This is a genomic window from Escherichia sp. SCLE84 (assembly GCF_012584495.1).
Classification (GTDB): Bacteria; Pseudomonadota; Gammaproteobacteria; order Enterobacterales; family Enterobacteriaceae; genus ECMA0423.
Map to the genome: position 1 here is coordinate 3,345,197 of NZ_CP051430.1, position 18,991 is coordinate 3,364,187.

26 protein-coding genes and 1 pseudogene are annotated in these 18,991 nt (G+C 49.7%); 9 read left to right on the forward strand and 18 right to left on the reverse strand.

Features of this window, described 5'->3' with window-relative positions:
• Position 1: 1 nt before the first annotated feature.
• From HGD79_RS16225 to HGD79_RS16280, 13 genes and pseudogenes are all read right to left on the reverse strand, one after another.
• Positions 2-604: a hypothetical protein gene (locus tag HGD79_RS16225; RefSeq protein WP_001058743.1), complete on the reverse strand. Its 603-nt coding sequence runs from the start codon at positions 602-604 to the stop codon at positions 2-4.
• Complete coding sequence (locus HGD79_RS16230) at positions 597-818, reverse strand: hypothetical protein (protein WP_000181940.1); 222 nt, start codon at positions 816-818, stop codon at positions 597-599. The genes HGD79_RS16225 and HGD79_RS16230 overlap by 8 nt, the downstream gene beginning before the upstream one ends.
• Positions 815-1,078: a hypothetical protein gene (locus tag HGD79_RS16235; RefSeq protein ID WP_001024675.1), complete on the reverse strand. Its 264-nt coding sequence runs from the start codon at positions 1,076-1,078 to the stop codon at positions 815-817. Before HGD79_RS16235 ends, HGD79_RS16230 begins: the two co-directional genes overlap by 4 nt.
• Positions 1,075-1,269 carry a hypothetical protein gene (locus HGD79_RS16240; RefSeq protein ID WP_001065738.1) on the reverse strand — a complete coding sequence of 65 codons (195 nt, stop codon included), beginning with the start codon at positions 1,267-1,269 and terminating at the stop codon, positions 1,075-1,077. The genes HGD79_RS16235 and HGD79_RS16240 overlap by 4 nt, the downstream gene beginning before the upstream one ends.
• A 203-nt stretch (positions 1,270-1,472) precedes the next feature.
• Positions 1,473-1,691, reverse strand: coding sequence for a host cell division inhibitor Icd-like protein (locus HGD79_RS26685; RefSeq protein WP_306464756.1), 219 nt, complete (start codon positions 1,689-1,691; stop codon positions 1,473-1,475).
• A gap of 2 nt (positions 1,692-1,693) precedes the next feature.
• Positions 1,694-2,329: pseudogene (locus HGD79_RS26985) on the reverse strand (ash family protein); the annotation flags it as partial.
• Positions 2,326-2,505: a DUF4222 domain-containing protein gene (locus HGD79_RS16250; protein ID WP_000042978.1), complete on the reverse strand. Its 180-nt coding sequence runs from the start codon at positions 2,503-2,505 to the stop codon at positions 2,326-2,328. The gene HGD79_RS16250 and the pseudogene HGD79_RS26985, both read right to left, overlap by 4 nt.
• Positions 2,498-3,331, reverse strand: coding sequence for an antA/AntB antirepressor family protein (locus HGD79_RS16255; RefSeq protein ID WP_168848443.1), 834 nt, complete (start codon positions 3,329-3,331; stop codon positions 2,498-2,500). The genes HGD79_RS16250 and HGD79_RS16255 overlap by 8 nt, the downstream gene beginning before the upstream one ends.
• Before the next feature lie 12 nt (positions 3,332-3,343).
• A complete protein-coding gene (locus tag HGD79_RS16260; RefSeq protein ID WP_000412538.1) occupies positions 3,344-3,775 on the reverse strand; it encodes a hypothetical protein in 432 nt (143 codons plus the stop codon).
• Entirely contained in the window at positions 3,775-3,978 is a 204-nt protein-coding gene (locus HGD79_RS16265) for an AlpA family phage regulatory protein (protein ID WP_001090781.1), read from the reverse strand. Before HGD79_RS16265 ends, HGD79_RS16260 begins: the two co-directional genes overlap by 1 nt.
• Before the next feature lie 114 nt (positions 3,979-4,092).
• Entirely contained in the window at positions 4,093-5,058 is a 966-nt protein-coding gene (locus HGD79_RS16270) for a hypothetical protein (RefSeq protein WP_001555743.1), read from the reverse strand.
• Positions 5,059-5,153: 95 nt separating this feature from the next.
• Positions 5,154-6,413: a site-specific integrase gene (locus HGD79_RS16275; RefSeq protein ID WP_001555742.1), complete on the reverse strand. Its 1,260-nt coding sequence runs from the start codon at positions 6,411-6,413 to the stop codon at positions 5,154-5,156.
• A gap of 188 nt (positions 6,414-6,601) precedes the next feature.
• Entirely contained in the window at positions 6,602-7,465 is an 864-nt protein-coding gene (locus tag HGD79_RS16280; protein WP_000621336.1) for a YicC/YloC family endoribonuclease, read from the reverse strand.
• A gap of 126 nt (positions 7,466-7,591) precedes the next feature.
• Here HGD79_RS16280 and rph point away from each other — a divergent pair, with 126 nt between their 5' ends.
• Together rph and pyrE are read left to right on the forward strand one after the other, a co-directional pair.
• The gene (rph, locus tag HGD79_RS16285) at positions 7,592-8,308 is read left to right on the forward strand and encodes a ribonuclease PH (protein ID WP_001247089.1); all 717 of its coding nucleotides are present in this window, start codon (positions 7,592-7,594) and stop codon (positions 8,306-8,308) included.
• A gap of 65 nt (positions 8,309-8,373) precedes the next feature.
• Complete coding sequence (gene pyrE, locus HGD79_RS16290; protein WP_000806161.1) at positions 8,374-9,015, forward strand: orotate phosphoribosyltransferase; 642 nt, start codon at positions 8,374-8,376, stop codon at positions 9,013-9,015.
• A gap of 36 nt (positions 9,016-9,051) precedes the next feature.
• On the opposite strand, the gene slmA is transcribed toward pyrE, so the two are convergent.
• From slmA to coaBC, 3 genes are all read right to left on the reverse strand, one after another.
• Positions 9,052-9,648: a nucleoid occlusion factor SlmA gene (slmA, locus tag HGD79_RS16295; protein ID WP_000818601.1), complete on the reverse strand. Its 597-nt coding sequence runs from the start codon at positions 9,646-9,648 to the stop codon at positions 9,052-9,054.
• A gap of 106 nt (positions 9,649-9,754) precedes the next feature.
• On the reverse strand, positions 9,755-10,213 hold the full coding sequence (dut, locus tag HGD79_RS16300) for a dUTP diphosphatase (protein WP_021534570.1): 459 nt from the start codon (positions 10,211-10,213) through the stop codon (positions 9,755-9,757).
• On the reverse strand, positions 10,191-11,411 hold the full coding sequence (coaBC, locus tag HGD79_RS16305; protein WP_000050139.1) for a bifunctional phosphopantothenoylcysteine decarboxylase/phosphopantothenate--cysteine ligase CoaBC: 1,221 nt from the start codon (positions 11,409-11,411) through the stop codon (positions 10,191-10,193). Before coaBC ends, dut begins: the two co-directional genes overlap by 23 nt.
• Before the next feature lie 171 nt (positions 11,412-11,582).
• Here coaBC and radC point away from each other — a divergent pair, with 171 nt between their 5' ends.
• The 4 genes from radC (at position 11,583) to mutM (ending at position 13,799) form a co-directional block, all read left to right on the forward strand.
• Complete coding sequence (radC, locus tag HGD79_RS16310; RefSeq protein WP_001298959.1) at positions 11,583-12,251, forward strand: DNA repair protein RadC; 669 nt, start codon at positions 11,583-11,585, stop codon at positions 12,249-12,251.
• Between the two features lie 216 nt (positions 12,252-12,467).
• Positions 12,468-12,704: a 50S ribosomal protein L28 gene (rpmB, locus tag HGD79_RS16315; RefSeq protein WP_000091955.1), complete on the forward strand. Its 237-nt coding sequence runs from the start codon at positions 12,468-12,470 to the stop codon at positions 12,702-12,704.
• Between the two features lie 20 nt (positions 12,705-12,724).
• Positions 12,725-12,892, forward strand: coding sequence for a 50S ribosomal protein L33 (gene rpmG / locus HGD79_RS16320; protein WP_001051798.1), 168 nt, complete (start codon positions 12,725-12,727; stop codon positions 12,890-12,892).
• 97 nt (positions 12,893-12,989) lie between these two features.
• Positions 12,990-13,799, forward strand: coding sequence for a bifunctional DNA-formamidopyrimidine glycosylase/DNA-(apurinic or apyrimidinic site) lyase (mutM, locus tag HGD79_RS16325; RefSeq protein WP_168848444.1), 810 nt, complete (start codon positions 12,990-12,992; stop codon positions 13,797-13,799).
• Positions 13,800-13,837: 38 nt separating this feature from the next.
• Here mutM and coaD read toward each other — a convergent pair whose 3' ends face one another.
• The gene (gene coaD, locus HGD79_RS16330; RefSeq protein ID WP_001171866.1) at positions 13,838-14,317 is read right to left on the reverse strand and encodes a pantetheine-phosphate adenylyltransferase; all 480 of its coding nucleotides are present in this window, start codon (positions 14,315-14,317) and stop codon (positions 13,838-13,840) included.
• 7 nt (positions 14,318-14,324) lie between these two features.
• Entirely contained in the window at positions 14,325-15,602 is a 1,278-nt protein-coding gene (gene waaA / locus HGD79_RS16335) for a lipid IV(A) 3-deoxy-D-manno-octulosonic acid transferase (RefSeq protein ID WP_000891564.1), read from the reverse strand.
• Positions 15,603-16,014: 412 nt separating this feature from the next.
• On the opposite strand from waaA, the gene rfaQ reads away from it, so the two are divergent.
• From rfaQ to rfaP, 3 genes are read left to right on the forward strand one after another with little or no spacing between them, the layout of a single operon-like run.
• Positions 16,015-17,073, forward strand: a complete 1,059-nt coding sequence (rfaQ, locus tag HGD79_RS16340; RefSeq protein WP_000360402.1) for a lipopolysaccharide core heptosyltransferase RfaQ — start codon at positions 16,015-16,017, stop codon at positions 17,071-17,073.
• Positions 17,070-18,194 carry a glycosyltransferase family 4 protein gene (locus tag HGD79_RS16345; RefSeq protein ID WP_096147557.1) on the forward strand — a complete coding sequence of 375 codons (1,125 nt, stop codon included), beginning with the start codon at positions 17,070-17,072 and terminating at the stop codon, positions 18,192-18,194. Before rfaQ ends, HGD79_RS16345 begins: the two co-directional genes overlap by 4 nt.
• A complete protein-coding gene (rfaP, locus tag HGD79_RS16350) occupies positions 18,187-18,984 on the forward strand; it encodes a lipopolysaccharide core heptose(I) kinase RfaP (protein WP_001295235.1) in 798 nt (265 codons plus the stop codon). Before HGD79_RS16345 ends, rfaP begins: the two co-directional genes overlap by 8 nt.
• Positions 18,985-18,991 lie beyond the last annotated feature (7 nt).

The following is an 18,991-nucleotide window of genomic DNA, read 5'->3' on the forward strand; positions in this document are numbered from 1 at the left end:
CTCAGTGCGTCACTGGTTCCGCTGGCATGCCGTTTTCATTCAGTTCAGCTATAAAGCTGTTGTGAAGTTCAGCAAGCGTTTCACGACCAAATGGAGTCAGTGCTCCTTGTTCCACATCCATCATGGCTCTGTAGAAAATGATGGCGCGTTCTGTGCCAGACTCGATGCCAAAACGTTCTATCATCGCTCCCTCAATGTTGTTTGCCATAGCGAGGCGCTCTGCTACTGGATACAGCGGCATGGCGACGATGCCGTTGGAATAAACAGCCACTTCGGAAGGATTGCCAGTATCATCAATGATGCTGACAGTGCCGTTTTCCTCTCTCATTTCCAGCATGAATACTGTTGCGATCAGCCATCTCCACATAATGACGTTATGCTGTGATGTGTAATCGAAATATCCCTGGTTGCCGCCATCGGCAATAGCGAGATGTATTGACATACCTTCATCTGGTTTATCGTCATAATCCCCGGCATCCAGACGATTTACGGCATCAATATATGAGACGGCCTCAACGCGTTCTGTCATGCCATCGTTGCTGCGGTACATGATGTTTACGCCGTCAGGCGTTGCTTCTGCATGGAAAGTTAAGAAATTATTCATGTTTCGCCTCGCCTGAATGATTCTGTAACTCATATTTGCCCAACAATTCGTCCGCTTCCTGAATAGCTTCTGGTACGCCATTGAGCAGTGACATAACCGCGCCAATCATTAACTTGTCTCTGTTGCTGGGGCTGGCCCCTTCAAGCCAGAACCCTAAAACAGTCTGAACCTGTTCGATGCGACATTGCGCTTCAATGAGCTGGATGTTGGTCATTTCGCACTCTCCACATCGATTAAACCGATATCTATCAGGGAGGTAACTTTTTGTAGCCAGCTATTGATTACTGTCGCCTGTTCCCCTCCCACCGAGGGAACAATCTCATTCATCACATGAACCAGACCTGTGCGCGCTCTGGTAAGCCGTTCAGTCGCGCAATCTGCGGGAGTGAATGTGTCTGGATATGGCTCTTCACGCCCCAGCAATGATTCAATTTCCAGCTCACACGGATGACGATAAATTAAGTTGATATTCATTTTTCACCCCCAAGAATTACCAGCTCGGCACGGGCATCGTTAACCAAAGATGAGCACGCTTTAATCGCATCCACGACATCAGCAGCGTCCATTTCTTCAGCCGAAAGACTGACAGCAACCAGGACAGCCGCTGCTTGCTCGATTAATTGAAGTGCGGACGTAAGGCGAGGGGTATTAATTGAGTTATTCATTGGTTGCCCCCGTTTTTCCTGGCATTTCGCCACCTTCCAGCAGGAAATGAACGTCACGAACGGCGAGATCCAATATCGCGAGTAACGCCTTCAGTCTTTCGTCTCGTGAGGGAGAGTTGCTCACCAGAATGTCGTTAATCACTTCTGTCAGTGTGATGATCTGGCTTGTGCGTTCGAGGGGATCCATATGCACATCGTAGGTTTTAATCATGTGCCACCTCCATGCGGATACGACCAGCAAAAAAGCAGATGTGATCGCGCACCAGAGAACGGCGAGCATCGCGTTCAGACTCGGCAGCAATATGATGAATTTTGGCGGTAATTGTCGGGCAATCGCGGCGAACTGCGGCGATAATCCAGATAAATTGCGGTTTTTGGGTAGGGGTAGTAGCCAGCATGTGGCAGCCTCCATTCGATAGCATGTAACGCTACCACCGGAAACGCCAATTTCGCTGGTGGTAGCCCAGACAGGGTTGGCGTAACCGGCTCGAATGGATACCGGCGCTTCCGAAGAAGCCCCTGCCTGAGCCACCATTGATTGACAAAGGCGCTGGATTATACACCAACGCCCAAAAAATGGGTGAGTCAGACCTACGACATAAAAAAAGACGCTCGGCGCGTCATATGTCGCCATTCGATTTACCAGGACGCCAATCCCGGCACCCGTTTTATGAGGTGCCTTATAACCATAAACCGTGTTGCCGCATAACGGCAAGCTCTTTTTTATGGACTCCGAAAACTCACTATTGGAAGAACCAGAAGCACAGTACATCGCGCTCATTTCGTTAACGTCACGCGCGTGGACGAATGTTTTTGTGGAGTCACTACACGAGCTGAAGACATCATCTACGACCAGAAATTTTCTGGCGCAGCCGCTGACCTTCTCAATGCTAATATCATCGCCCGAGATTTCTGGTATGGTTAAGGCATCCGTTCCGACCACCAGCAAATGATAAACTTTGCTTGTATCTGCTGTATTAATGCCTGACTTTGCCGTCATATTTCTGGATTTTGGCGACATGCCAGCCAGTGAAAATGTCTTCTTCTGGACGGGTATCATTGGTTAACCTCCGCGAACTCCTTCATGAAACGCGCCAGCGGTTGTACGCATGGCGATTGATACCCGTCGCGATAAAACGTCACTCGGTTGTGAGACACGCTTTCGACAGTAACGAGTGCTCCGTGGGCATCTTTGTAGCGTTTTTGTGGTTGTGGTGTTCCTGTTGGCTTAGACATTGAGCGCCTCCAGACGCTTGGCGAGCCAGCGTTGCGACAGGCGGGTGAGTTCTCCTTTGCGCTGCTCATATTCCATGCCCATATCAATTAACGTGATATTGGTGCTTTCGAGATATGAGAGGTGCTCAAGCTGTTCTGCGTTCATATGGTCGCGAGGTTCGCCAGAATAGCCATTTATCCGCGCCCACTGCTTAGCAGTTAGCCCACCAAGAACGATACGAGAAATCATATTGCTCTCGTTTGTGTAGTGGTGTTGCTGCGTCGTTTTCCCCTGCTCGGCACGGGCCATGTTCAGCGCATCGCACATTGGCTTAAAGTTGTTTGCGGCACTGAGACGGGCTTTTAGCTGGCGACGATAGCGGGCGGCGATTTCAGGAACGCTACGCTGTAATTCTTCCTCGCACTGGATGAAATAACGGCGGATAGCGCGACCCTGATCATTGCGTTCGATCATTGCCAGTTCTTTCGCCATTCCGACACTTAACAGATAGTCTTTGCCGGGTCTGCCAGAGTGCTTAATCTTGCTGTAAGCCGCGCCATTCGGGCTTTTCCCCAAATTTGGGGAAATTGTTTTATGGACTGAGTAATCGTGCCCAATGGTGAAGTCATATTCAGAGATGCGATCAGTGATCCATGTAGAGAAGTCTTTTCCCACGCCCAACGCTTTGTGCAACGCTTTTGCGCTAACAATATTGGTTTCACGCCCACCGATATGACCAGGAATAACCGGGACAATTGCGGCAAATTCATTACCGTTAATTGTGCCCAGAGAGGCGTTCAGATGAGGGGCGGCCTCAGAAATTAATCTGCTTTTTTCGATGTTCATTTTCAGTCTCCGTTAGGCGGCGTTAAACGCGTCCGGGTAGAGTTTCAGAATGTCGGCAATTTCCTGCTGAGAAAGTCCGTTGTGATCATTTATGTTCGCAAGATGGTTAATATGAGTGATCACTTTCAGAACATCACCACGGCAGGAGAAACGGTAGCGAAGGTGTGTTCCGATACCATCAGGATTCTTTTCGTCGATACGCTCCAGAGTGATTCCAAGCTGGCGTTCTAACTCTGTTGCATAGTTACGACCAGAAGACAGACGGCAGTAGCGAAGAATGTCATTTTCTGTCCATCCCTCTATACCAGTACGCAGCATATAGACTCTGGCACGATGCTTTTTCGGTGTGCGCTTTGGTGCTTGAAGGGATTTTGTCAGGGGCGTAACATCAGATACGCGAATATCTGAATTAGCCGCCTGTAATGGGCGGTTTTTCTTTTCCATCAGGCCACCTTCCCGCGGCGTTCTGCTAGCCAGTTGTGAATCTCAACCGCATCAAACGCAGTTATTTTTTCTCCCAGCTTTACCGGACGTGGTAGTGAACCGTTTCTTACTTTACGGTCGATGGTGGATACACTAACGCCCAGCAATTCAGCCAGGCGGAAGCGTCTGATATAGCCTTTTGTAGGAATAGTGTCGGTGTTCATGCTTCCCGTAACCTCTTAGCGATAGTTGTTGCTTCGTTACGGGAGGAAGTATCTGTACATATATGAACAATAAAAAGGCACAGTAATGATACTGTGCCTGAATAGTTAGCTACTCTACCCCTTACCGTTGGCGGCAGCACGTAAGTGTCTCAAAATCACATCTTCATTTGTGATTGCTAACGGTGGAATTTCGTCTTTATGAGCCACTATGCAATCCCGCCACTTCTCAGGGCTTATTTCTTTCTTTTTGCCACGGCATTCATCAGGATACTTTGACAAAAGATATATTGCTGATTTGAAAAGTTTTTCCCTGTTTTCAGCATGTCTCTCGGCATTATGGTTGCTATTTTTTATTTCAGGTATTAGTTCCTGTTCTACCGCCATTTCGTATCGTTTTTTGCTCTTAGCTGCGTCAAAACTTCCATTAACCTTTGCGTCGTGAAGATATTCTAAATCAGCCTTTGTTATATAAATGTTTTTATCTGACAGGCTACTCAGGTGAATCTGGGAACTTTGCATTTTGAATTTATATAGATCACAATCAAATGTTGCTTCAAGTCGCACATATGGCTCTCCACATTCTTGTGAATGATAATGTCGTGTTGTACTACCGCGTACACGCAACAATCCGCATGCAATTGATTTTCTTACAATAAAAGAGTTTTTGCCAATTTGTTCAAAAACATTTTTATTGTCTCTGTCTTCAACTGTCAGTGGTTTATGTGCATAAAATAGCTCATAAGCACCGCTTTCAGATGCTGGGATATAAACTTCGTTGCTTGCGCTGGTAATAAGAAAAGGAAATGTAAACCTTACTTCTTCTGGGTACATAAGTAATAAATCAGTTATAAAATCAGCATCTTTTTTGAAGTGGATGGCGGCATCAGCTTCAATGAAATCAAGAAAGTCAGCATAGACATAAAAGTCTATATGTAGTCTATCTTTCCAATGCCATATATCATCAATTTCACAATTTAATAATTTTGATGCTCGCTCTATCGTGCAGTAGTCCAAAGGTGGAATACCTGATTCCTGCCATAAATTTCTATGCACCGCAGTTGTTTCATGAGAGTCGTTCATTGCGTCACCTTTTACGCTGCGCCTTATTTTGTGATTGAGCCAGGCGGTAAGGCTTCCCGCTTTTCGCCCCGTCGAGCTAGGCTCAATCTATTCAGTTAGTTCGCCCTTCTGAGAGGCGTTACGTTGTAGTCTTTTCCGCTTTCCAGTGCCACCAGCAGATCAGCCCACTGTGCCAGTGCTGCTTTACGCTCATCAAAATACTGATGGCGGTTATAAATCCCCTCTACGCCCTTAATGCGATGATTGAGGCATCGTTCCGCCACAACAGGATCAACACCCAACGCTGCTAAATGAGTACGTGCGGTGCGTCGGAAGTCGTGAATCGTGAAATTAGGCACATCCGGCATTTCGGCGCGAACCTTAGCCAGTGCTACGGGTAAAGTGCTTTCCTGAATATGTGGGATCATTCTGTTTTGCATCTTCCTGGCCGGAAGCACCCATGCGCTATTACATGAAAAGGTGTGTAGCTCTCTCAACCATTCAACGGCTGGGGAAGGTAGAGGTATATCAATAGGGTCTCCGTTTTTGCTGCGTTCTTCCGGCAAATGCCATACCGCACCATCTAAATCAAACTCTTCCCATCGTGCGGCGCATAACTCCATCTTACGAACGCATAGTGCCAGCAATAGCTTAAATGTCAGTTCGTTCTGGCGGCTGAATCCTTTTGCGGTGCGCATAGCCTCGAATAGCCTGATAAGCTCATCGCGAGTTAGCCAACGGTCGCGGGAAACCTCTTTACCACCAGCATCAGATACTTCAAACGCTGAACAAGGGTTTATCTCCAGAGCGTGGCGTTTTATCCCATAGTCAAAGATACGGCGTGTCCAGCGTAATACATCTGTTGCTATCGTTGGTGCTCCTCGGTCAACGATACCTTTCAACATGTCGTCAATGTGGCGTGGCTTAACGTCCTCTACCTTCATATGCCCAATGCAGGGGTTAATATCCTTATCAATTCTCCGGCGAAGGATATCGGGATGTTTCCATCTCGGAAGTATCTGGCGCTCGAAGTATTCGGAGGCCAGATCTGAAACACGCATGGCGTTTTTCTCAGCCTCCATTTTTGCCAGTGCTTCAGCTTTTCGTTCCTGTTTCTCTGCTGCTACGTCATAGCCAAGAGCAACTCTGGCTGACAGCTCTTTTGCTGTTTCTCTGGCTTTTGATAGTGACAGTTCGGAGTAAGAGCCTATAACCATAGCCCGCTGCTTTCCTGCGAGCTTATAGCGGAATCGCCAGAACGGGACTGTGTAGTTTTTGGGGTAGCAAATATAAAGGCCGTTGCCGTCTGCCTTGCCATCAAATCTGTCTCCCGCCTTTATCCATGCGCGGATCTGCATATCTGTGAGTTTTGGCATTGCGAATACCTGAATATCGAATATGGGGGTGTACATAAAGCAATGTACATGAAAGTCATTATGTACACCTCTATGTACACGCATATTGTGCGCTTTGTTGCGTTGTTATGATAGCTCATGATAACAAAAAAGCCCGACATTTCGCGGGCTTTGTGGTTTTTTGCTGCTTGGTGATTTTTACTGATAGCTTATTCGATATTCTGAATCTGCTCGCGCATCTGCTCAATCAACACTTTCAGCTCGATGGCGGAGTTTGTCACTTCGGCATTGATAGATTTCGACGCAAGAGTGTTCGACTCGCGGTTGAATTCCTGCATCATAAAGTCCAGACGACGACCAACGGCTTCTTTTTTCTTCAGAATGTTGTAGGTCTCTTTGACATGCGCTTCCAGGCGGTCCAGTTCTTCGGCAACGTCAATTCGTTGTGCCAGCAGAACCAACTCCTGCTCCAGACGGTTGTTTTCCAACTGAACCTGAGCATCTTCCAGCTTCGCGACCAGACGCTCACGCTGCCATTGCAGGATTTCCGGCATATGGGCGCGGACTTTGACCACTTCGGCGGTGACGCCTTCCAGACGCTGCTCGATCAATGCTTTCAGTGCCTGACCTTCGGTTTCACGTGCGACGATAAAGTCGTCCAGCGTACCATCCAGCGCCGCGAGAATTTCAGCGGCAATGGCGTCGAGATCCTGCTCCTGGGCTGCCATCACGCCCGGCCAGCGCAGAATATCAACCGGGTTGATTTCCCCTTCGTCACTCTGCATTTTTACCCAGTTCGCGGCAGTTACCAGCTGTTTAGCCAGTTTTTCATTGAGGATCAGCTCACCTTGTGCGCTAACATCTGGCTCATAGCGCAGGGTACATTCCACTTTACCGCGCGTCAGGCGAGAACGAATACGCTCGCGAACGACAGGTTCAAGGCTACGGAACTGCTCCGGCAGACGAAAGTAAGTTTCCAGATAACGCTGGTTTACCGAGCGCATTTCCCAGGTTGCGCTCCCCCATTCACCCTTGATTTCACGCCGGGCGTAGGCGGTCATACTGCGGATCATAGACGTTCCTGTTTATAAAAGGAGAGGTGGAAGGATTATAGCCATCGATGCCTTGTCAGGATAGGAATAACCGCCGGAAGTCCGTATAATGCGCAGCCACATTTGTTTCAAGCCGGAGATTTCAATATGCGTCCAGCAGGCCGTAGCAATAATCAGGTGCGTCCCGTTACCCTGACTCGTAACTATACAAAACATGCAGAAGGCTCGGTGCTGGTCGAATTTGGCGATACCAAAGTGTTGTGTACCGCCTCTATTGAAGAAGGCGTGCCGCGCTTCCTGAAAGGTCAGGGCCAGGGCTGGATCACCGCAGAGTACGGCATGCTGCCACGTTCTACCCACACCCGTAACGCTCGTGAAGCGGCGAAAGGTAAGCAGGGTGGACGCACAATGGAAATCCAGCGTCTGATCGCCCGTGCTCTTCGCGCGGCAGTAGATTTGAAAGCGCTGGGTGAGTTCACCATTACGCTGGACTGCGACGTGCTTCAGGCTGATGGTGGCACGCGTACCGCGTCGATTACGGGTGCCTGCGTGGCGCTGGCAGATGCGCTACAGAAGCTGGTGGAAAACGGCAAGCTGAAAACCAACCCGATGAAAGGGATGGTAGCCGCAGTTTCTGTCGGTATTGTAAACGGTGAAGCAATTTGCGATCTGGAATACGTTGAAGACTCAGCCGCAGAGACCGACATGAACGTAGTGATGACCGAAGACGGGCGCATCATTGAAGTGCAGGGGACGGCAGAAGGCGAGCCGTTCACCCATGAAGAGCTACTCACCTTGTTGGCGCTGGCCCGAGGGGGAATCGAATCCATTGTAGCGACGCAGAAGGCGGCGCTGGCAAACTGATTTTTAAGGCGACTGATGAGTCGCCTTTTTTTTGTCTGTAGAAAAGTAAGATGAGGAGCGAAGGCATGAAACCATATCAGCGCCAGTTTATTGAATTTGCGCTTGGCAAGCAGGTGTTAAAGTTTGGCGAGTTTACGTTGAAGTCCGGGCGCAAAAGCCCCTATTTCTTCAACGCCGGGCTGTTTAATACCGGGCGCGATCTGGCACTGTTAGGCCGTTTTTACGCTGAAGCGTTGGTGGATTCCGGCCTTGAGTTCGATCTGCTGTTTGGCCCTGCTTACAAAGGGATCCCGATTGCCACCACTACCGCCGTGGCGCTGGCGGAGCATCATGACCTTGACCTGCCGTACTGCTTTAACCGCAAAGAGGCAAAAGACCACGGTGAAGGCGGCAATCTGGTTGGTAGCGCGTTACAAGGACGCGTAATGCTGGTAGATGATGTGATCACCGCCGGAACGGCGATTCGCGAATCGATGGAGATTATTCAGGCTAATGGCGCGACGCTTGCTGGCGTGTTGATTTCGCTTGATCGTCAGGAACGGGGGCGCGGCGAGATTTCGGCGATTCAGGAAGTTGAGCGTGATTACAACTGCAAAGTGATCTCTATCATCACCCTGAAAGACCTGATTGCTTACCTGGAAGAGAAGCCGGAAATGGCGGAACATCTGGCGGCGGTTAAGGCCTATCGCGAAGAGTTTGGCGTTTAAAGAAACTCGCCGGATGAAAAGTCATCCGGCGTCATATTACTGCAACTGCGCGGCAATTAGCGGCCAGCGGGCGTCAAAATCATCCGTCGGGCGGTATTTAAATTCGCTGCGGACAAAACGTGACAGCATACCTTCACAGAAGGCCAGGATCTGGCTTGCCAGCAGGGTTTCATCGGTGGTGTAACCTTCACCCTCACGCATTCTCTTTTCACGCAATACCTGACGCAGCTGCGCTTCAATACGCTCGAACAGCTGGTTGATACGCCCTTGCAGGCGATCCTGTTCAAACATCAGCGCATGACCAGTGAGGATGCGGGTCAGGCCAGGATTACGCTCACCAAAACCGAGAAGCAGCAACACAATCAGACGCAGGCGCGCTGTGGTGTCTTTCTCATCTTTCAGAATCAGGTTGATGCGAGTAATCAGGCTATCTTCGATAAACTCAATCAGGCTATCGAACATGCGGGTCTTACTGGGGAAGTGGCGATACAGTGCCGCTTCGGAAACGCCGACAGAGGCGGCCAGTTTTGCCGTCGTGATACGTTGGCTTCCATCGCTGGATTCCAGCATCAGCGCCAGAGACTGAAGTATTTCCTCGCGACGGTTCCTTTTCGCAGTTTGTTTTTCTGCCATGTTACAAAATACCCCTGAAAATAAGCACTTGCCAGGCGGCACCCACGCTATGACCGCAAACGAAATGTTTGCGGCTATGTTATGACGTTATTCGGATGCGTATGTGTTACTGACTACCAGAGTGACCAAAGCCGCCTTCACCGCGGTCGGTGGCGTCGAAATCTTCCACCAGATTAAATTCAGCCTGTACTACCGGAACAAAAATCATCTGGGCGATGCGTTCGCCAGGTTGAATGGTGAAGCTGTCCTGACCACGGTTCCACACGGAAATCATCAACTGGCCCTGATAGTCAGAATCGATCAATCCTACCAGGTTACCAAGCACGATACCGTGCTTATGTCCCAATCCGGAGCGCGGCAGCATCATTGCCGCCAGTGAAGGATCGGCAATATGAATCGCCAGCCCGGTCGGAACCAGCGTAGTGTCACCCGGAGCCAGTTCTACGGCGTCGTCGAGACAGGCACGCAGGTCAAGTCCGGCAGAGCCAGAGGTGGCATAAGTCGGGAGCGGAAATTCCTTCCCAACGCGCGGGTCCAGAATCTTAACGTCGATTTTTTTCATCATAACGGGTCACGATCTCGTCGAGTAATAATTGGCCAAGGAGCTCTTTGCGCTCAAGCGGTAAGACTTTATCTCCGTCCTGCCAGAAAAGGTGTAATGCGTTGTTGTCGCTGTTAAATCCTTGAGTTGGCTGGGAAACATCGTTCGCGCAGATCAGATCAAGGTTTTTACGGATACGTTTTTGCCGGGCGTATTCTTCCACATTATTTGTTTCGGCGGCAAATCCAACGACGTAGGGTCGATGGTCTTTTAGTGCGGCAACGCCTGCGACGATATCGGGGTTTTTAACCATTTTTATTGTTAATTCATCACCCTGCGTGGCCTGCTTTTTGATTTTCTCTGGGGCCACGGTAGCTGCGCGATAATCCGCCACGGCGGCGCAGCCGATAAAAATATTTTGCTGCTGTACAGAAGCATTCACGGCGGCTTCCATTTCCAGCGCGGTCATCACATCAACACGTTTAACAAACGGTGGCGTCGGTAGTGAAACCGGACCTGATACCAGCGTGACGTTCGCGCCACGACGGGCAGCGGCGGCGGCGATAGCAAAACCCATCTTGCCGGAGCTGTGATTAGAGATATAACGCACGGGATCGAGCGGTTCACGCGTCGGGCCGGCGGTAATCATAATGTTCAGATGTTTCAGGTCGTTGACGGGCGAAAAATGCGCTACCGCCATATCCACAATGGTTAACGGATCGAGCATTCGCCCAGGACCGATATCACCACAAGCCTGACTGCCACTGTCTGGCCCCCAGATGAGCAAACCACGGGAAGCAAGCACCTCTAAATTATGCTGCGTGGCAGCGGCACGGTACATCTGCTGGTTCATGGCGGGGAGCACGGCTACAGGCGCAGGTGTAGCCAGACAAATCGTCGATACCAGGTCATTCGCCATTCCGGCAGCAACACGGGCAATCAAATCTGCCGTGGCAGGGGCGAGAATCACTAAATCAGCCCATTTACCCAGCTCAATATGGCCCATAGCGGCTTCGGCTGCCGGGTCCAGCAGACTGTCGGAAACGGGATAACCAGAAACCGCCTGCAAGCTAAGTGGGGTGATAAAGGCTTTTGCCGCTTCGGTCATGGCTACGCGGACGTCGGCCCCGCGATCGCGCAAACGACGCACCAGTTCAGGGGTTTTATAGGCAGCAATACCGCCGCTAACGCCGAGAACGATTTTTTTACCGGCCAGGCTCATGATGATTTTTCCTGTTGGGTGACACCAGAAGTTGGCGATTTTATCACAATACTTTTGTTGTCGTGCCTTCACCTGAGAATCACTTTGCGAGGCGCTTTCCAGGATTGAAAACTGGCCGTCGATTTAACGGAACGGCTATGACAGGATGCGAGCACCACAAAGGAGGTGAAGGTGAAAAACAATTCACAGCTGTTGATGCCGCGCGAAAAAATGCTGAAGTTTGGTATTAGCGCCTTAACGGATGTCGAGCTGCTGGCGCTATTTCTGCGTACCGGAACGCGCGGTAAAGATGTATTAACCCTGGCAAAAGAGATGCTGGAGAATTTCGGCTCTCTTTATGGCTTGTTAACCTCTGAATATGAACAATTTAGTGGCGTTCATGGAATTGGCGTGGCGAAATTTGCCCAGTTAAAGGGGATTGCTGAACTGGCGCGGCGTTACTACAACGTGCGGATGCGTGAAGAAAGCCCTTTACTCAGCCCGGAGATGACGAGGGAATTTTTACAAAGCCAGCTCACGGGTGAGGAGCGGGAGATCTTTATGGTGATCTTTCTCGACTCCCAACACCGGGTTATAACGCATAGCCGTCTTTTTTCCGGCACGCTAAACCATGTTGAAGTCCATCCTCGGGAAATTATCCGCGAAGCGATAAAAATAAACGCCTCGGCGCTGATCCTTGCACATAATCACCCTTCGGGTTGTGCTGAACCCAGTAAAGCGGATAAACTCATTACTGAACGGATAATAAAGAGTTGTCAGTTCATGGATTTACGCGTGCTCGACCATATCGTGATTGGGCGTGGAGAGTATGTTTCTTTTGCCGAACGCGGCTGGATTTAACCCGCTATGCGCGATCCTTCGGGATCTTTGTCTGTTCGGGACTTGAGCACATCGCTGAGTCAGCGTATACTACGCCACCTTTGAGAATCTCGGGTTTGGCATTTGGGCCTGGCAATCGAGAGTTCACATAGAACTGCGATGACCGGGCTGTAAAGCCTGACGAGGCGCCAATACCCCATACGAAGCTCGAGCTAATTTGATTTTTGGAGAATAGACATGTCCCGAGTCTGCCAAGTTACTGGCAAGCGTCCGGTGACCGGTAACAACCGTTCCCACGCACTGAACGCGACTAAACGCCGTTTCCTGCCGAACCTGCACTCTCACCGTTTCTGGGTTGAGAGCGAGAAGCGTTTTGTCACCCTGCGCGTATCTGCTAAAGGTATGCGTGTAATCGATAAAAAAGGCATCGATACAGTTCTGGCTGAACTGCGTGCCCGTGGCGAAAAGTACTAAGTACTTAGAGGAAATAAATCATGGCTAAAGGTATTCGTGAGAAAATCAAGCTGGTTTCTTCTGCTGGTACTGGTCACTTCTATACCACTACGAAGAACAAACGTACTAAGCCGGAAAAACTGGAACTGAAAAAATTCGATCCAGTTGTTCGCCAGCACGTGATCTACAAAGAAGCGAAAATCAAATAATTCTCGCTTTGATGTAACAAAAAACCTCGCTCCGGCGGGGTTTTTTGTTATCTGCTTGCCCCCATATTGACTGCATCTGTTCATTCCTGGAGATGCTATGCCTGAATTACCCGAAGTTGAAACCAGCCGCCGCGGCATAGAACCGCATCTCGTTGGTGCAACCATTCTTCATGCAGTGGTGCGCAACGGACGCTTGCGCTGGCCGGTTTCAGAAGAGATCTACCGTTTAAGCGACCAACCAGTGCTTAGCGTGCAGCGGCGGGCTAAATATCTGCTGCTGGAGCTGCCTGAGGGCTGGATTATCATTCATTTAGGGATGTCTGGCAGCCTGCGCATCCTTCCAGAAGAACTTCCCCCTGAAAAGCATGACCATGTGGATTTGGTGATGAGCAACGGCAAAGTGCTGCGCTACACCGATCCGCGCCGCTTTGGTGTCTGGCTGTGGACCAAAGAGCTGGAAGGGCACAACGTGCTGGCTCATCTTGGACCGGAGCCGCTTAGCGACGATTTCAATGGTGAGTATCTGCATCAGAAGTGCGCGAAGAAAAAAACGGCGATTAAACCGTGGCTGATGGATAACAAGCTGGTGGTAGGGGTAGGGAATATCTATGCCAGCGAATCACTGTTTGCGGCGGGGATCCATCCGGATCGGCTGGCGTCATCACTGTCGCTGGCAGAGTGTGAATTGTTAGCTCGGGTGATTAAAGCGGTGTTGCTGCGTTCGATTGAGCAGGGTGGTACAACGCTGAAAGATTTTCTGCAAAGTGATGGTAAACCGGGCTATTTCGCTCAGGAATTGCAGGTTTACGGGCGAAAAGGTGAGCCGTGTCGGGTGTGCGGTACGCCGATTGTGGCGACTAAACATGCGCAGCGGGCAACGTTTTATTGTCGGCAGTGCCAGAAGTAATTCATGCGCGCCGGATGGCATACCATCCGGCATAAACGCTACGCTAACTTCGCCATCAGCGCCTGATGGACATTCTCCGGCAGGAAATGGGTGACATCGCCCTGATGGCGTGCCACCTCTTTCACCAACGATGAAGAGATAAACGACCACTCTTTCGACGGCATCAGAAACACACTTTCCAGTTCCGGCATTAAGTGGCGATTCATATGCGCCAGCTGCATTTCATATTCAAAATCCGCCACCGCACGCAGGCCACGAATCAGCACCGTAGCGTGTTGATTACGGGCGAAGTTCGCCATCAAATCACTAAACCCGACCACTTCCACGTTCCCCAGATGCGCGGTTGCCTGCTGTGCCAGTGCCACACGCTCTTCCAGGGTAAACATCGGTTTTTTACTGGGGCTGGCGGCAATCGCCAGAATAACGTGATCGAACATCTGCGTGGCGCGCGTCACGATATCGATATGACCATTGGTAATGGGATCGAAAGTACCCGGATAAATCGCCCGTTTTTGCATAACAACCTCAATGCGTTTTCGGTGGCAGGTAAGGTTCCAGCAGTTGAAGCAGACGCTGTAGCGCGCCCTGGTTTTGATACAGTACTTCAACGGCATGACGGCCATAGAAACTACGGTAATCGGCGTCGGTGAGTAAAGAGGACACCTCTTTTGCAAGCGTAGTGGCATCGGTAACGGTAATCAGCCCGCTTGCCTGCTCCAGCCGCGCGCAAATGTCTTTAAAGTTAAAAGTATGCGGCCCCATCAATACCGGAATAGCGTGTGCGGCAGCTTCCAGCGGATTATGCCCACCACGTTCAACCAGTGAACCGCCAACAAAGGCGAGATCGGCAATGCCGTACAGTAACATCAACTCGCCCATCGTATCGCCAACTACAACCTGCGTGCTGGTGGAGGGGACTTCCCCTGAAGAGCGTGTGATATAGCTTAGTCCAGCCTGGCGGACAAGGTTAATCGCATCCGGGAAGCGTTCTGGATGACGGGGTACCAGGATGAGCAATAAATTCGGGAATTGCTGTAACAATGCCTGATGTGCGGCAATGACCACGCTCTCTTCACCTTCGTGAGTGCTGGTGGCAATCCATACCGGGCGGTGTGGTGCCCATTGGCGGCGTAGCGTCACGGCTTTAGCAGCCAACTGCGGCGTTACAGAAATATCGAATTTCAGGCTACCGGTAACGGTTACCTGGTTATTTTTTGCGCCCAGCGCCACAAAACGTGCACCATCTTCTTCATTTTGCGCAGCAATCAGCGTAATACGACGCAGCAAGCGGCGGACGAATTTACCCAGTTTGGCATAACCTGCGGCCGAGCGGGCAGAGAGTCGCGCGTTAGCGATCACCAGCGGAATTTTACGTTTATGTAGCGCCGCAATCAGGTTAGGCCATAGTTCGGTTTCCATAATCAACACCAGTTTAGGGTCGACTTTATTCAGGAAACGGTTGAGTGCATCGGGCAGGTCATACGGCAGATAAACGTGCTGAACATCCTTCCCGAAAGCCGATTGTACGCGCTCCGAACCGGTTGGCGTCATGGTTGTAACGGTAATCGGTAAATCAGGATAACGATGGCGCAGCGCGCGCACCAACGGGATCGCCGCCAGAGTTTCACCGACGGAGACGGAGTGCAGCATAATGCCGCCTGGTTTTAGCGGATGGCGGTAAAAACCGTAACGTTCACCCCAGCGTTTTCGATAGGCCGGAGCCTTACGTCCGCGCACCCAGAGCCGTATCCAGATCAGCGGCTGAATAAGGTAGAGAAGGGCGGTGTAAAGCAATTCGAGCATAGTAAATAGCTGACTTATGGATGTGCTGGGGATTCTATGTATTTAGCTGTGGCTTTACCATTACTTTTCCCGTTTTTGACTTAAATAGCAATTTACCCGCCAATTCTTGCTGAACATCTATACTTTTTTTGTATTTTTATGCGATTCATTGATTTCTGCTGTACGTGCAGGAAGGAATCGCAGAGCAACAGTGAAAGAATATGGTTGCTAATGATTTTATTTGATTGATTTCTTTATTGAAAATCAACAATGTGCTTAAAAATCATTCGGGTCGGATTGCCGCGAAAGAAGTGATACACTAGCGCGTCAATATCAGTGCGGTATCAGTATTCAGGTAGCTGTTGAGCCTGGGGCGGTAGCGTGCTTTTTCTGCTTCACCTTAATCGGATAATCTCAACAAAAAGAGTTACTTGTGGATAAGCCATTTCGAAGAATTTTGCTCATTAAGATGCGTTTTCATGGGGATATGTTATTAACTACTCCCGTCATTAGTTCGCTGAAAAAAAATTACCCTGACGCAAAAATCGATGTGCTGCTTTATCAGGACACCATCCCGATCCTGTCTGAAAATCCAGAGATTAACGCGCTCTACGGCATAAAAAATAAAAAAGCAAAAGCCTCAGAAAAAATTGCCAACTTTTTTCATCTCATCAAGGTATTACGTGCCAATAAGTATGACCTTATCGTCAATCTTACCGATCAATGGATGGTTGCTATACTGGTTCGCTTATTAAATGCCCGTGTGAAAATTTCCCAGGATTATCATCATCGGCAGTCTGCTTTTTGGCGTAAAAGTTTCACCCATTTGGTGCCGTTGCAGGGTGGAAATGTGGTGGAAAGTAACTTATCCGTGCTGACACCATTGGGACTTGATTCGTTGGTGAAGCAGACAACCATGAGTTACCCGCCTGCAAGCTGGAAACGTATGCGTCGCGAACTTGATCACGCTGGTGTTGGACAAAATTATGTGGTTATCCAACCTACGGCGCGGCAAATCTTCAAATGCTGGGACAACGCCAAGTTTTCCGCTGTGATTGATGCCTTACATGCTCGTGGTTATGAAGTCGTTCTGACGTCCGGCCCAGATAAAGACGATCTGGCCTGCGTCAATGAAATTGCGCAGGGATGCCAGACGCCACCAGTAACGGCGCTGGCTGGAAAGGTGACCTTCCCGGAACTTGGTGCGTTAATCGATCATGCGCAGCTGTTTATTGGCGTTGATTCCGCACCGGCGCATATTGCCGCTGCAGTTAATACGCCGCTGATATCGCTGTTTGGCGCAACAGATCATATTTTCTGGCGTCCCTGGTCAAATAACATGATTCAATTCTGGGCGGGAGATTACCGGGAAATGCCAACGCGCGATCAGCGTGACCGAAATGAGATGTATCTTTCGGTTATTCCGGCGGCAGATGTCATTGCTGCTGTCGATAAATTACTGCCCTCCTCCACGACAGGTACGTCGTTATGATCGTTGCTTTTTGTTTATATAAATATTTTCCCTTTGGCGGTTTGCAGCGCGATTTTATGCGTATTGCTCAGACAGTCGCCGCCCGAGGTCATCATGTTCGGGTTTATACCCAGTCGTGGGAAGGCGAATGCCCTGATGTATTTGAACTGATCAAAGCGCCGGTTAAATCGCATACCAATCACGGGCGCAATGCGGAGTATTTTGCCTGGGTGCAAAAACATTTACGCGAACATCCCGTCGATAAAGTCGTTGGATTCAACAAAATGCCGGGGCTGGACGTTTATTATGCCGCTGATGTTTGTTATGCCGAGAAAGTAGCGCAGGAAAAAGGCTTTTTCTATCGCCTGACGTCACGTTATCGCCATTATGCCGCCTTTGAGCGGGCAACCTTCGAACAGGGCAAGCCGACACAGCTGCTGATGCTGACAGATAAGCAAATCGCCGATTTCCAGAAACATTATCAGACTGAAGCGGAGCGTTTTCATATTCTGCCACCGGGGATTTATCCTGATCGTAAATATAGCCAGCAGCCAGCCAATAGCCGTGAAATCTTCCGTAAGAAGAATGGAATAACCGAACAACAATATTTATTGTTGCAGGTCGGTTCAGACTTCACGCGTAAAGGTGTCGATCGTTCCATTGAAGCACTTGCTTCGTTACCGGATTCGCTGCGCCACAACACATTGCTATATGTTGTTGGGCAGGATAAACCGCGAAAATTTGAGGCACTGGCAGAAAAACGCGGCGTGCGCAGTAATGTTCACTTCTTCTCGGGGCGCAACGATGTCTCGGAATTAATGGCGGCGGCGGATTTATTACTGCATCCTGCCTACCAGGAAGCGGCGGGAATTGTGCTGCTGGAAGCGATTACTGCAGGATTACCGGTACTAACAACTGCCGTTTGTGGCTATGCGCATTATATTGTCGACGCTAATTGCGGCGAGGCTATTGCTGAGCCATTCCGCCAGGAAACATTGAATGAGATTTTACGCAAAGCGTTAACGCAATCTTCATTGCGCCAGGCCTGGGCGGAAAATGCGCGACATTATGCTGATACACAAGATTTATACAGTCTGCCAGAGAAAGCGGCGGATATCATAACGGGTGGTCTGGATGGTTGAACTTAAAGAGCCGTTTGCCACGTTATGGCGCGGCAAAGATCCTTTTGAGGAAGTTAAAACCTTGCAGGGTGAGGTATTTCGTGAACTGGAAACTCGCCGTACTCTGCGCTTTGAAATGGCGGGCAAAAGCTATTTTCTCAAATGGCATCGCGGCACGACCCTGAAAGAGATAATCAAAAATTTACTCTCATTGCGGATGCCAGTATTAGGCGCAGACCGCGAATGGAATGCGATTCATCGACTGCGGGATGTCGGCGTTGATACTATGTATGGGGTGGCATTCGGCGAAAAAGGCATGAATCCGCTGACCAGAACTTCATTTATTATTACCGAAGATCTGACACCAACCATAAGTCTTGAAGATTACTGTGCTGACTGGGCGACTAACCCTCCAGATGTTCGCGTAAAGCGTATGCTTATTAAGCGTGTCGCGACGATGGTGCGCGATATGCATGCTGCGGGCATTAACCACCGTGACTGTTATATCTGTCATTTCCTGCTGCACTTGCCTTTTTCCGGTAAGGAAGAGGAGTTAAAAATTTCGGTAATTGACCTGCACCGGGCGCAGCTTCGCACGCGCGTTCCACGTCGTTGGCGGGATAAAGATCTTATTGGGCTTTATTTTTCTTCGATGAATATCGGCCTGACTCAGCGGGATATCTGGCGGTTTATGAAAGTGTATTTTGCCGCCCCGCTTAAAGACATTCTCAAGCAGGAACAAGGACTGCTGTCGCAAGCAGAAGCAAAAGCCACAAAAATCAGGGAAAGAACGATTCGAAAATCGTTGTAATTTCCGG

Excerpts from the sequence above, each read along its gene's own strand:
- HGD79_RS16225 (WP_001058743.1), bottom strand. The coding sequence starts at position 604 with ATGAATAATTTCTTAACTTTCCATGCAGAAGCAACGCCTGACGGCGTA.
- HGD79_RS16230 (WP_000181940.1), bottom strand. The coding sequence starts at position 818 with ATGACCAACATCCAGCTCATTGAAGCGCAATGTCGCATCGAACAGGTT.
- HGD79_RS16235 (WP_001024675.1), bottom strand. The coding sequence starts at position 1,078 with ATGAATATCAACTTAATTTATCGTCATCCGTGTGAGCTGGAAATTGAA.
- HGD79_RS16240 (WP_001065738.1), bottom strand. The coding sequence starts at position 1,269 with ATGAATAACTCAATTAATACCCCTCGCCTTACGTCCGCACTTCAATTA.
- HGD79_RS26685 (WP_306464756.1), bottom strand. The coding sequence starts at position 1,691 with ATGCTATCGAATGGAGGCTGCCACATGCTGGCTACTACCCCTACCCAA.
- HGD79_RS16250 (WP_000042978.1), bottom strand. The coding sequence starts at position 2,505 with ATGTCTAAGCCAACAGGAACACCACAACCACAAAAACGCTACAAAGAT.
- HGD79_RS16255 (WP_168848443.1), bottom strand. The coding sequence starts at position 3,331 with ATGAACATCGAAAAAAGCAGATTAATTTCTGAGGCCGCCCCTCATCTG.
- HGD79_RS16260 (WP_000412538.1), bottom strand. The coding sequence starts at position 3,775 with ATGGAAAAGAAAAACCGCCCATTACAGGCGGCTAATTCAGATATTCGC.
- HGD79_RS16265 (WP_001090781.1), bottom strand. The coding sequence starts at position 3,978 with ATGAACACCGACACTATTCCTACAAAAGGCTATATCAGACGCTTCCGC.
- HGD79_RS16270 (WP_001555743.1), bottom strand. The coding sequence starts at position 5,058 with ATGAACGACTCTCATGAAACAACTGCGGTGCATAGAAATTTATGGCAG.
- HGD79_RS16275 (WP_001555742.1), bottom strand. The coding sequence starts at position 6,413 with ATGCCAAAACTCACAGATATGCAGATCCGCGCATGGATAAAGGCGGGA.
- HGD79_RS16280 (WP_000621336.1), bottom strand. The coding sequence starts at position 7,465 with ATGATCCGCAGTATGACCGCCTACGCCCGGCGTGAAATCAAGGGTGAA.
- rph (WP_001247089.1), top strand. The coding sequence starts at position 7,592 with ATGCGTCCAGCAGGCCGTAGCAATAATCAGGTGCGTCCCGTTACCCTG.
- pyrE (WP_000806161.1), top strand. The coding sequence starts at position 8,374 with ATGAAACCATATCAGCGCCAGTTTATTGAATTTGCGCTTGGCAAGCAG.
- slmA (WP_000818601.1), bottom strand. The coding sequence starts at position 9,648 with ATGGCAGAAAAACAAACTGCGAAAAGGAACCGTCGCGAGGAAATACTT.
- dut (WP_021534570.1), bottom strand. The coding sequence starts at position 10,213 with ATGATGAAAAAAATCGACGTTAAGATTCTGGACCCGCGCGTTGGGAAG.
- coaBC (WP_000050139.1), bottom strand. The coding sequence starts at position 11,411 with ATGAGCCTGGCCGGTAAAAAAATCGTTCTCGGCGTTAGCGGCGGTATT.
- rpmB (WP_000091955.1), top strand. The coding sequence starts at position 12,468 with ATGTCCCGAGTCTGCCAAGTTACTGGCAAGCGTCCGGTGACCGGTAAC.
- rpmG (WP_001051798.1), top strand. The coding sequence starts at position 12,725 with ATGGCTAAAGGTATTCGTGAGAAAATCAAGCTGGTTTCTTCTGCTGGT.
- mutM (WP_168848444.1), top strand. The coding sequence starts at position 12,990 with ATGCCTGAATTACCCGAAGTTGAAACCAGCCGCCGCGGCATAGAACCG.
- coaD (WP_001171866.1), bottom strand. The coding sequence starts at position 14,317 with ATGCAAAAACGGGCGATTTATCCGGGTACTTTCGATCCCATTACCAAT.
- waaA (WP_000891564.1), bottom strand. The coding sequence starts at position 15,602 with ATGCTCGAATTGCTTTACACCGCCCTTCTCTACCTTATTCAGCCGCTG.
- HGD79_RS16345 (WP_096147557.1), top strand. The coding sequence starts at position 17,070 with ATGATCGTTGCTTTTTGTTTATATAAATATTTTCCCTTTGGCGGTTTG.
- rfaP (WP_001295235.1), top strand. The coding sequence starts at position 18,187 with ATGGTTGAACTTAAAGAGCCGTTTGCCACGTTATGGCGCGGCAAAGAT.